8 protein-coding genes are annotated in these 12,592 nt (G+C 42.5%); 7 read left to right on the top strand and 1 reads right to left on the bottom strand.

From position 1 onward, the window contains the following. The first annotated feature begins 9 nt into the window (after positions 1-9). From BMX56_RS26555 to BMX56_RS26545, 3 genes are all read left to right on the top strand, one after another. Positions 10-1,239, top strand: coding sequence for a DUF4959 domain-containing protein (locus BMX56_RS26555; RefSeq protein WP_090652762.1), 1,230 nt, complete (start codon positions 10-12; stop codon positions 1,237-1,239). A gap of 23 nt (positions 1,240-1,262) precedes the next feature. Then, entirely contained in the window at positions 1,263-2,474 is a 1,212-nt protein-coding gene (locus BMX56_RS26550) for a DUF4998 domain-containing protein (RefSeq protein WP_090652740.1), read from the top strand. A 182-nt stretch (positions 2,475-2,656) separates the two neighbouring features. After that, on the top strand, positions 2,657-4,939 hold the full coding sequence (locus BMX56_RS26545) for a glycoside hydrolase family 95 protein (protein ID WP_090652739.1): 2,283 nt from the start codon (positions 2,657-2,659) through the stop codon (positions 4,937-4,939). Positions 4,940-5,415: 476 nt separating this feature from the next. On the opposite strand, the gene BMX56_RS26540 is transcribed toward BMX56_RS26545, so the two are convergent. Then, entirely contained in the window at positions 5,416-6,297 is an 882-nt protein-coding gene (locus tag BMX56_RS26540) for a helix-turn-helix domain-containing protein (RefSeq protein ID WP_090652738.1), read from the bottom strand. A gap of 340 nt (positions 6,298-6,637) precedes the next feature. Between BMX56_RS26540 and BMX56_RS26535 the strand changes: the two genes are divergently transcribed. The 4 genes from BMX56_RS26535 to BMX56_RS26520 are packed head-to-tail and all read left to right on the top strand — an operon-like array spanning position 6,638 to position 12,592. Further along, positions 6,638-8,284, top strand: a complete 1,647-nt coding sequence (locus tag BMX56_RS26535) for an alpha-L-fucosidase (RefSeq protein ID WP_090652737.1) — start codon at positions 6,638-6,640, stop codon at positions 8,282-8,284. 5 nt (positions 8,285-8,289) lie between these two features. Beyond that, positions 8,290-10,245 carry a glycoside hydrolase family 97 protein gene (locus tag BMX56_RS30430; RefSeq protein WP_218152492.1) on the top strand — a complete coding sequence of 652 codons (1,956 nt, stop codon included), beginning with the start codon at positions 8,290-8,292 and terminating at the stop codon, positions 10,243-10,245. Between the two features lie 45 nt (positions 10,246-10,290). Continuing rightward, positions 10,291-11,559, top strand: a complete 1,269-nt coding sequence (fucP, locus tag BMX56_RS26525; protein ID WP_090652736.1) for an L-fucose:H+ symporter permease — start codon at positions 10,291-10,293, stop codon at positions 11,557-11,559. 16 nt (positions 11,560-11,575) lie between these two features. Continuing rightward, entirely contained in the window at positions 11,576-12,592 is a 1,017-nt protein-coding gene (locus BMX56_RS26520) for an aldo/keto reductase (protein ID WP_090652735.1), read from the top strand.

Below are 12,592 nucleotides of genomic sequence, written 5' to 3'. Positions count from 1 at the left end.
ATGAAAAAAATGAAGAATTTTAAAAATTATTTAGTCCTGCTTTTTGTAGGCCTAATGGTTGCCGGCATAACATCGTGTAAAAGGAACGACGGGGATAGGGAACCAATATCAACAGATAAAACAAAGCCCGGCATAATTACAAATGTGAAGGTTGATAATTACCCGGGCGGAGCCTATATTACCTATACACTGCCAAACTCAGATAATATACTCTATGTACAGGCCAAATACCAAATAAGGGATGGCGTATCAAGAGAAACAAAATCAAGCTACTACACCGATACTGTAAATGTTGAGGGTTTTGCAAAGGAAGCTGATTACGATGTTACATTATATACCGTAAGCAGGGCCAATGTACAATCAGATCCGGTTAAGGTTACTGTACACCCGCAAACGCCGCCCTACATCTCCATTAAAGCAACTACAAGTATTGGCGCCGATTTTGGCGGTGTTAACGTTAAGGCGCTAAATCCCTTGAAAAAAGAAATTGGAGTTATTGTAACTGCCTTTGATAAGTCAACCAATGCTATGGAAATCCAGGATCAGCATTACACAAAATCAGATACCATCGATTACTCCGTACGTGGTTTTAATACTGATAACCGGAACTTTGGGGTTTACATAACCGATAAATTCGGCAATATATCAGATACCATTAAACAAGCCATTTCTCCGTTGTTTGAGCAATTGCTGGATAAAAGCAAATTCAGCCCTTATAATTTAGCTTCAGATACCGAAATAGGGTATGGCTGGGTGCTGCCCAACTTATGGGACGGTAAAACGGACGGAAACAGTGCTGGATGGCATACCAATCCCGGACATACCCCACCGTTTGTTTGTACATTTAATGTTGGTTTGAGTTATAAATTAAGTCGCTTTATTTTATGGGAGCGGCCAGATCAATATGCTTATGGCCACGGGAACCCAAGAATTTTCTCTTTATGGGGCTCCAATGTTTCTTCGCCTAAAGATTCGCAGTTGCCGGTATCAGCCGCTGTGGGCACTGTTATAGGCGATTGGACAAATATTGGCAACTATCATTATCCCGATCCACCATCGGGCTTGCCGCCAACAGCAGTTAACTCGGCCGATAATGCTTTTGTAATGGCTGGTGTAAACTTTAATATATCGTTAGCGGCGCCGCCGGTTCACTTTATCAGGCTTGCTGTGGCCCAAACATGGTCGGGCGGTAACTTTGCACACGCAATGGAAATATCACTATACGGTAAACCTGAGTAGTTAATTTTAAAAAAAAAATAAACATGAAAAAACTGATATATATACTGCTTGCCTGTTTTGTAGCAGCAGCGTGGTATGGTTGTAAGAAAGATGGTCTTGCAACAGACTATAAAAAATTCTACGATGGTCACGAATTAACTTACACAGGCGCGGTAGCACAGGCTATTATACAACCTGGTAATTTAGAAATAGGCCTGAAGTGGAAGGCAAGTTCCGATCCGAGTATCGTAAAATATGTTGTATACTATAACAATGGTGCCGATTCGCAAGTTGTTAATGTTACAGCTAAAGTGGATACAATAAGAACCGTAATTAAAAATTTGCAGGAGTATACTTACTCATTTACCATCTATTCCTATGATGCAAAAGGGAATAAATCTATTCCTTATGAATTAAATAACGCTAAGGCTTACGGACCGGTTTATGCATCCAACTTATTAAACCGGGCCTATAACGCAACTACGCCTTACGTTGTTAATGGCGATGGCTCAGTACAGTTGAATTTTATTACACCAGATACTATCAACATTAAAACTGTTATCAATTATACCAACGCGGCCGGCGCAGCATCGCAGCTTACGCTTGCCCCAAATGTAAATTCAATAACACTGCCCACGTATAAAACAGGTACTCCTATTACGTATAAATCGTACTACATACCCGAACGCACTTCAATCGATACTTTTGCCGTAGCACAATTTGATACATTTCCTACAATCTATATTTACGTAAAATGCGATAAATCTAAATTTTCGGAAGTGCATTTGCCACAGGATGTGCAAACATATTCCGGCGAGACCACTATCAGTAAACTATGGGATAACAGCGATGGTCCGCAGGGATATCCCAATATTTTCCACAGCGATGGCTCATATATTCCACACGTGCTTACGTTTGATATGGGGCAATCATATAGTAATTTGGGGCAGATGGAAGAAGTTGGAAGAAACTGTTGCAACAATCCCGATCAGTTTGAAGTTTGGGGTATCAATAGTTTAACTGGCGCTACTACCACCTTAAGAGCAGATAACAGTGGCTGGAAAGCAGAAGCCATTGCCAAAGGATGGATATTGCTTAAATCGGTTACCAGGACAGATGACGGACAAGCCGCTCTGAAGGTTGATTTATTAAGTAATCCTCCACCCGTTAGGTATATACGTATAAGAGTATTACATACCGTAACAGGATCGGGCTATAGCAACATGAGCGAAATAACCTTCTGGAATAAGGAATAATATTCCTCTTGATAAAAATAAAGAACCTCCCGGCCACATGTGTCAGGGAGGTTTCTTTTTGTAGATTTTTGTAGCCGGGAACAATACAGTTAATGTTCTGAAAACGCAATCATTTGCTAATATTGCTGTTTATAAACGATTATTTTATGTAGATATTTAGCTCATCCTACTTTAAACCAAACATGACCAAAAAGATAATTTGTATTGCTGTAATAACCATTGGCAGTGTATTCTTAAAAGCTGCAAACGCACAAAATAAAATTAACCATGGTATAAGCCCGCTGGTGATATGGGATGATAAACCCGCTAAAACCTGGATGACAGAAGCCTATCCTATGGGCAATGGCCGCTTCGGCGGGATGGTTTTTGGAGGTCTGGCGCAAGAGCATATCCAGTTTAATGAGATAAGCCTCTGGACAGGTGATGAAAACGAAACCGGTGCCTACCAGGCCTTTGGCGATTTGTTTATCGGTTTCAAAAATAAGGACACTACACAGGCTATACCTGCTGATTATCGCAGGCAATTGGATATCAGTAAAGCGGTTCAGCAGGTAACTTATACTGATAATGGTATAGCTTTTAAACGGGAATACTTTTGTGGTTTTCCGGATAAGGCGATGGTTTTGCACTTCACTGCAAACAAAAAGGGCGCTTATTCGGCGGTCATCAGTCTAAAAGACGCGCATGGCTCAAAAGTTACCGGCATTGGAAAATCATTGGAGTTTGAGGGCAAACTGGATAACGGTTTGGCCTACAAAGCAGGTATCGTCATAAAAACAACAGGCGGTTCTGCAGCTATTGAAAGTGATGGCAAGGGCGGTTCGCAGCTTAAGATCAGTAATGCAGATGGTTTTATCATACTACTTTCGGCCGCTACAGATTACAGCAACAAGCGCGAACAACATTGGCGTGGCGAAGCACCCGGTGTAAAGGTGAAACAAAGCCTGGATGCGGCATCTGCCAAAACCTACCAGCAACTATTGGGTGATCATATAGCTGATTATTCGGCGCTTTTCGGCCGGGTTGCCATAAACCTGGGCACAACACCGCCACCGGCCGCTGCCGAACCAACATATAAGCGGTTGATTGCTTATAAAAAACAGGCTGATCCTCAATTGGAGGCTTTGCTTTATCAATACGGGCGATATTTATTAATCAATTCATCGCGCAAGGGTGGTTTGCCTGCAAATTTGCAGGGGCTTTGGAACGAAAGTAATAATCCGCCGTGGCGAAGTGATTACCATTCCAACATCAACATCCAGATGAATTACTGGCTGGCCGAACCAACTAATCTTTCGGAATGCCACATACCTTACCTTGATTATATCAACAGTATGCGCGAGGTAAAAAAGGTAAGTACACAAAAGGAGTACCCCGGCGTACGCGGGTGGACAGTGAAAACCGAAAATGGTGTGTACGGCGGTGGAAGCTTTTTGTGGAACACGCCCGGCAGCGCATGGTACGCCCAGGGTATTTGGGAGCATTATGCGTTCACCAAAGACAAAAATTATTTGCAAACTTTTGCCTACCCCATACTGAAAGAGATTGTAGAGTTTTGGGACGACCATTTAAAACGCCGCCCGGATGGCACCCTGGTGTCTCCGCTGGGCTGGTCGCCTGAGCATGGGCCAACCGAAGATGGGGTAAGTTATGACCAGGAGATAGTTTATGATCTGTTTACCAATTATATATCGGCGGCAGATGTTTTAGGTGCCGATAAAAGCTATCGCGATCACGTTGCCGATATGCGGGAGCATTTGCTAAAACCTAAAATTGGCAAATGGGGCCAGTTACAGGAGTGGGAAACTGATCGTGATGATCCGAAAGATACACACCGTCACTCATCAAATTTGTTTGGCCTGCACCCAGGTAAACGCATAAGCACCATAAAAACGCCCGAATTGGCGCAGGCGGCCAAAGTAAGCCTATTGGCGCGTGGCGATGTTTCAACAGGATGGTCAATGGCCTGGAAAATGAATTTTTGGGCACGCCTGCAGGATGGCGATCATGCTTACAAAATCCTTAGCAACTTCATAACCCTTGCAGGTGGTTCGGGTGTTGACTATAACAACGGTGGTGGTGTATACGCCAACCTGCTATGTGCGCATCCGCCATTCCAGATAGATGGTAATTTTGGTTATACAGCAGGTGTTACAGAAATGTTGCTGCAGAGCCAGACCGACGAAATTCAACTATTGCCCGCTTTGCCAAAAGCCTGGTTAAGCGGAAGTGTTCAAGGGCTTAAAGCCCGTGGCGATTTTGAGATTAAGGATATGGAGTGGAAAGATGGTAAAGTAATCAGTATTGCAATTAAGTCATTGGCAGGCGGAGTATGTAATTTAAGATCGCCAAATAAATTGACGGTTGAAGGGGTGAAAATTCCGGGAACGGTGGTTGATAACGAATTTAAATACCAGTTTGAATCCGTTGCGGGTAAAACGTATGTTTTTAAGGCAAATAATTAATAGCACATAGTTCGGGTTTCAGTATTTAATTTTTCTGTTAGCATTTGCAACTAACTTATATTGGGTTTAACCTTATAATGCTGTATAAATTGTGTGCACAATAGTTTGTAGTTGCTAAAGCTGAAACCTGAATTTGTTTTTTTTGCTTGAAGCCAATAAAGGCTGTAACATGAAGTATATTATAGAATCGGCTCGGTTAAAAGCAATCCGGGTTTCGATTTTTGAGCGAAATCGGAAAATATGATAGATTAGTATGATGAAATATTTGTCACTTTTGGTGAGGAATCGGCCGCAATTTGCTAATTTATTATCCTCCTTAATAACTATTTACGGCGTATGGTTATAAGCCGTGTTTGCTGATTTCACTTGATGGGAAATATGACCCGCAGGTATCAGGTTTTGTTCCTAACGAGGGATTATGCGAAAATTATAGCATGCCAAGTCATTGTATCTTTTAGTAAATAAGGCGTTAAATCTTAAAAATTGACCAAATCAATTTGCTTTTTGTAATGCCCTGGTGACATCCCTGTAATCTTTTTAAATATCTTAGAAAAGTAGAATATATTCTCAAAGCCGGTTTGCGTCGCAATTTCTGCGTAGGTCATCCCGGTTGTTACCATTAGGTATTGGGCCCGTTCAATCCTTTTCTCGTGGATGTATCTTAGAGGCCTTTCGCCAGTGTATTGTTGAAACAAACGCGAAAAGTAATCTGTATGCTGATTGGCTTTTTCTGCCAGGTAGGTTACCGATAGATCCTGGTGTAAATTTAGTTGGATATAGCTGATTGCGTTCAATATTTTAACTGGTATATGACTAATTTCCTTGTGTTTAAATATCTCCGGTGTCAAAAATCGTGACACCAATTGCAACAAAATACCATGTGTTTCAATAAATGTCGCCATGCTTTGGCGGTTATTAAGCTCCTGGTACTCTTTATAAAAAATGTTTTTTTCATATACCCTCGGATTATCGGAGCGGTTGATGCCCCTGCCCGGATTTATCTCCAGTAAACGGGTAAAATTCATAATATCAATTGCTGTTGCCTGTACTTTAAAGATCGACCGGTTATTTGCGAACAGGGAGATACCATCAGATGATTCCTCAAAAAACTGGATAAAAAACTGGCTGAGATGATTTTGGCAACGAAGGTTGCATAAAGTAAAACTGGGTATAATATATAGAAAACCAGGCTCAAGTTTAAGTGAAGTTGAGGGATCCGAGATTTCTCCAGTACCTGCATCAATATAGTATAGTCTGAAATAGGGGCTAATCACGTTTTTATAATTCCATTTCGGGCCAAGGGTTACATGATCTACATTTAATAATGTAAATGTGTGCTTTAGTACTCTCTTAATCATAATTATCAGTAAATAAGATACTTTTAAGTGAAATGGTTGCTTTATAAAGGGCCTTGCTGGTCTTTTTTTTCCTGTAATCCATGTAATGTCTCTCACTTTCGCCAAAGCAATAATAAATAAAAAGTCTGTTTTGTATAAAAAAAAGTCCTATTAGACCAACTATTTAACAATTATTTGCAGGTAGATTTGGTTTATCAATTACAAACGGCAATTGTAATAATTGCCGATAACCAATTATGATTGTGACCTAAAAGAATTTTTGACCTGTGACCCCGGGGGGCAACTAACCTGTACAAACGGTTGTACCTGACTAATGTATAAAAACATCAAAATTTAATTCATGAAAAGAAGAACACTAATAAAAGGTCTGGCTACAGGATTGTCCTCGTTATACCTGTCTAAACTTTATGCTAACAATCTATTGCCAGCCCATTCAAATCCGGGCATCGCTTCCGGCCCATTTCAGCCAACATGGGAATCACTGGCCCAATACCAGGTACCTGATTGGTTCCGCGACGCCAAATTTGGTATGTGGGCGCACTGGGGACCACAATGCCAGCCAGAACACGGTGACTGGTATGCCCGTGGTATGTACCAGGAGGGCAGTGATCAGTATAAATATCATGTTCAAAAATATGGACATCCTTCAAAATTTGGTTTTAAGGATGTGATTAACGAATGGAAAGCTGAGAAATGGGACCCCAGCGAATTGGTGGGTTTATACAAAAGTGCAGGTGCCAAATACTTTATGGCATTGGCCAATCATCATGACAATTTTGACCTTTACGACAGCAAATACCAAAGCTGGAACTCTACCAAAATTGGCCCCAAAAAAGATCTGATTGGCGGCTGGGCCAGGGCTGCTAAAGAACAGGGCCTGCCTTTTGGCGTCAGTGTACATGCATCACACCCCTGGACCTGGTACGAGGTTGCCCAGCGTGCAGATAAAACCGGCCCATACGCAGGCATACCTTATGATGGTAAGCTAACCAAGGCGGATGGCGCAGACAAATGGTGGAATGGCTATGACCCGCAGGAACTATATGCACAAAATCACGCATTAAGCAAGGATAGCCTTGATGATAATAGCATGGGTAGCCACTGGGACTGGGGCAATGGTGCCAGTGTGCCCAACAAAGCTTATTGTGATAAATTTTTAAACCGCACTATTGAACTGATAGATAAATACGATCCTGAGCTGATTTATTTTGATGATACTGCTTTACCTCTTTGGCCGGTAAGCGATGCCGGCTTAAAAATTGCGGCACATATGTACAATACCAGCATAAAAAAACACGGTAAACTGCAGGCAGCACTGTTTGGCAAAGTATTGAATGAACAACAGCGTAAATGCATGATATGGGATATTGAACGCGGACAAAGCAATCAGATAGAACCGTTGCCCTGGCAAACGGATACCTGCATAGGTGGCTGGCACTATGACCGCCGCATATTTGATTATAAGGGCTATAAAAGTGCAAAAACCATAGTGCATACACTTGTTGATATAGTAAGCAAAAATGGCAATCTGCTGTTAAATATCCCTGTACGTGGCGATGGCACCATTGACAGCGAAGAACGCGCCGTAGTTGAAAACATAGGAGCCTGGATGCAAGTTAACGGTGAAGCGATTTACGGCACACGCCCCTGGAAAGTATTTGGGGAAGGCCCGGCAATAGAATCGGCAGCGCCAATCAACGCACAGGGTTTTAACGAAGGCAAAGGGAAGCCGTTTGTGGCCGAAGATATCAGGTTTACTGTAAAAGGTAAAAGCCTTTACGCCACCATGTTTGGCTGGCCAACAGGGAATGAAGCCCTGATTAAAAAGTTAGCAACAGGTATTGAGGCGGGTAAGGTAAGCAGGGTAAGCCTGCTTGGAAACGGTACTTTGAGTTTTGAGCAAACGTCAGCCGGCCTTAAAGTAAAATTACCCGGGCAAGCCCCCGGTAAAGATGCGTTTGTTTTAAAAATTGAGGGGGTTGTTTAATCCATATGATGAATCTGAAATTCTATTATCTTCTGGGCGCTGTCATTTCACTGGCAGCTCCTTCTTTCGCGCAAAGCTACAAGTTGTTATCGCCGGATAAAAAAACTGTCGTGGAGGTAAACAATAAAACCGGACTGCAATACACTGTTACCAGTAACGGCCTAACCATTATCTATCCTTCATCACTTGGTTTCGAGTTGAAAGATGAACCGGCTATGGGCGCCGATATGAAGGTAACCAATCATGTGGAGCATTCTGTTAACCAAACCTGGATACCGGTAGTGAAAGCCAAACACGGGACAGTAGTCGATCATTATAATGAATTGGAGTTGTCGCTGGTAGAGAAATCCGGGCAGATGCGGAGGATGAATGTTTATTTTAGGGTTTATGATAATGGCGTTGCTTTCCGTTACCAGTTATTTGGTGCGGATAAAATTGGCGACCGGCAGATAGTGAGGGAACTTACCGGCTTTAACTTGCCTGCAAAGGCAAAAGCCTGGGTGGCAGATTATGGCAGCTACACCTCCTCGCAGGAAACCGAGTTTCGGCCGCGAACCCTTAATCACATCACTACAAAAACGATTGCCGGTTTGCCCTTTTTGGTTGAATTAGATGGAAGTCATTACGCTGCCATTACCGAAGCTAATATCGATAACTATCCGGGATTTTACATAGGAACGTTAAAAACAGACACCAACGCCACTGATAAAGTTGAGTTGGTTAGCAAATTATCGCCTTTGCCGGGCGAAGCGGAGGATGGGGTTAAGGCCCGTTTTACAAATAACCAATTTACACCGTGGCGGGTGGTTATGCTGGGAGATGCACCGGGAAAGCTAATCGAGTCGGAGCTGATACAAAACCTGAATCTTCCCTGCGCGCTAAAAGATGTAAGCTGGATTAAACCGGGCATGAGCGCCTGGGATAACTGGTGGAGCGGTGATGTAAAGGTGGATATGCCAACCATCAAAAAATATATTGATCTGGCATCGGCACAACACTGGCCATACATGCTTATCGACTGGCAATGGTACGGTCAATTTAATAAACCGGAAGCTGATATTACCAAAGTGGCCCCGCAATTGAATATGCCCGGGATTTTGGCTTATGCCAAAGCGAAAAATGTTAGATGCTGGCTTTGGTTATACAGTTCGGATGTTAACCGGAATGATAATTTTGAAAAGGCCTTTCCAATTTATGAGCAATGGGGCATTGCGGGTATAAAAATTGATTTTATGGACCGGGACGATCAGCAAATGGTTAACTGGTATCGCCGTATTATTAAAACAGCTGCAAAATATCATTTAATGGTTGATTTTCATGGCGCTTTTAAACCGGATGGCATCATACGTACCTATCCTAACATGATTACACGGGAAGGGGTTTTAGGCGAAGAATATTCTAAGTTTTCAACCCGGATAACGGCCGGGCATAATACCACCTTACCATTTACCCGTATGCTGGCCGGACAAATGGACTACACGCCCGGCGGATTTTTAAATGTAAAGAAGGAAGAGTTTAGACAAGGCAGCCCCACCCAGGTAATGAACAGCCGCTGTGCCGAACTGGCAAAATTTGTGATTTACGAAAGTCCATTCACGGTCTACTGCGATGCACCAGGGCATATTTTAGGCAAACCCGGAGCCGACTTTTTAAGCAATATGCCTACTGTTTGGGATGATACCAAGGTGCTGGGCGGGTATCCGGGCGAATATATTATTATGGCCAAAAGAAGCGGAAAGTACTGGTACGTTGGCGCAATGACCAACGATGCTGAAAGGACAGTGCAACTGAAACTGGATTTTTTACCATCGGGTAAATATACATTGTCGTCCTGGGCTGATGTATTATCTTCTCCTCAAAGCTTAACCAAGTTTAATAGAGGCGTTTCAGCAAGTTCAGTTATCAATATTCATTTGGACACCGCGGGCGGATGGGTAGCGAAGATTATTGCCAACGACTAAGCATGATTTTTATCAGTAAAAGAAAATAAAGTATAATATCCGATCATGACAAAGAACAAAAGTCTTTTCCCCTTTATATTGATTACCAGTTTGTTTTTTTTATGGGGTTTTGCGCATAACCTTGATCCCATATTGATTCCTCACTTAAAAAAATCATTTACCCTGACAACTGTTCAGGCCACCCTGGTAGACTCGGCTGTGTTCATAGCCTATTTTTTGATGGCTTTGCCGGCAGGCTTTATTATGAAAAAATATGGTTACAAAACAGGCATAATAACGGGGCTGCTCATTTTTGCGTTTGGTTCCTATTTGTTTATACCGGCCGCCAATACGCAACAGTACGCATTTTTCCTGGTAGCCCTGTTTATCATTGCCTGCGGATTGACCATTTTAGAAACAGCAGCCAACCCGTATGCATCCTCATTGGGCGATCCGGCAACCTCCACGCAAAGGCTTAACTTTGCACAATCGTTTAACGGGCTTGCTACAACCCTGGCGCCTATAATTGGGGGGCGTATTATACTCACCAAAGGTTATACACCGGCACAATTAAGCGTAATGACCGAGCAGGGCCGCAAACTGGCGCTTGCTGCCGAAGCCTCTTCGGTGAAAATGCCCTATTTTATACTGGGTAGCGTACTGATTATTATCGCCATCCTTTTTGCATTTACGCACCTGCCCAAAATTCAGCACCATGAAGGCCATAAAGCCAGTAAAAACATTTTTCATGCCCTGAAGCACCGCCATTTAGCCTGGGGTGTTGCCGCGCAGTTTTTTTATGTGGGCGCACAGGTTTGTGTATTCAGTTTATTTATTCTCTACGCTCCAAAAGCAGCCGGCATTACAGAAGTAAAGGCAACCTACTATTTGAGTTTATGCGGCTTTGCGTTTTTGATAGGCAGATTTATTGGTACGTTTTTAATGAGGTATTACAGTTCAGCAGTTTTGCTCGCTGCTTATGCGGGCATCAATATCTTACTTTGCATTGTCGCCATTTTAGCTCACGGCATCTTAACGGTTTATACTGTCATTGGGATCTGCTTTTTTATGTCCATTATGTTCCCGACCATTTTTGCGTTGGGTATAAAAGATTTAAAGGCCGATACAGAATTTGGCAGCAGCCTTATTATTATGTCAATCGTAGGTGGCGCCGTTTTGCCAAGGGTATTTGGGTACATCAGCGATGCGACAGGCAATATCCAATACGGCTACATAGTACCATTGATTTGTTTTATAGTTGTTGCACTTTTTGGATTTAAAGGCCATAATGTAAAAGTGAAACCCGAAAGCCTATCGGTTTCAGCTATCCTTTAAAATAACCATTTTTAACATGCAAGAAATCAATTTACCCAAAGTAATTTTTGGAACCAGTGGTTTAGGAAATTTATATGTGCCACTTTCGGATGAAGCTAAGTTGGCCATTGTTGCTCAGAGTGTAAAATGTTCGCGGAAACCGGTTGTATTTGATTCTGCAGGTAAATATGGTGCCGGGTTGGCACTTGAATCACTGGGCAGATCTTTAAAGCAATTGAATGTCAGCCCGTCAGAGGTGCTTATAAGCAATAAGCTGGGCTGGTTACGTACTGAACTGAAAACAGCCGAACCTACATTCGAGCCCGGGGTTTGGCGTGACCTGAAACATGATGCAGTGCAAAAAATAAGCTATGAAGGTATCCTGGAATGTTATGAACAGGGCAATGAACTTCTTGGCGATTACCGTGCCGAACTGGTATCCGTACATGATCCGGATGAATACCTCGCCGCGGCGAAGAATGAGGCTGATCAAATGCAACGTTACCAGGATATACTGGAAGCTTACCGGGCTTTACATGAATTAAAACAACAAGGCAAAGTAAAAGCTATAGGTGTAGGATCAAAAGACTGGAGGATAATTAAAAGAATAGCCCGTGATGTAGGGCTGGATTGGGTCATGATAGCCAATAGCATGACAATTCACAGCCATCCGGTTGAGTTAGTTGAGTTTATGCAGGAGCTTGAAAATCAGGAAATAGCGATTATAAACTCCGCGGTTTTTAATGGAGGTTTCTTAACCGGGTCGGCTTATTATAATTACAACTTGAAAGATCCTGTAAAAGATAAAGATTTGTATCACTGGCGGGCGCTGTTTTACCGGTTGTGCAAGGATTTTAACATTACCCCTGTTGATGCATGTATTGTTTTTGGATTAAAAGCACCGGGGGTTAAAAGCATTGCATTGAATACCACTAATGCAGATAGAGTTGCACTAAATGTTGCGATAGCTTCCCTAAAAATTCCAGGGGGATTCTGGAATGAGATGGGGGAGCGGGGATTGATTAACAAAGCATTTGCTTCCGCTTATTTATAA

Source organism: Mucilaginibacter sp. OK283 (genome assembly GCF_900110415.1).
GTDB lineage: Bacteria > Bacteroidota > Bacteroidia > Sphingobacteriales > Sphingobacteriaceae > Mucilaginibacter.
Note: the sequence above shows the minus strand (reverse complement) of the source record. Positions and strands in the feature narration are given on the sequence as shown.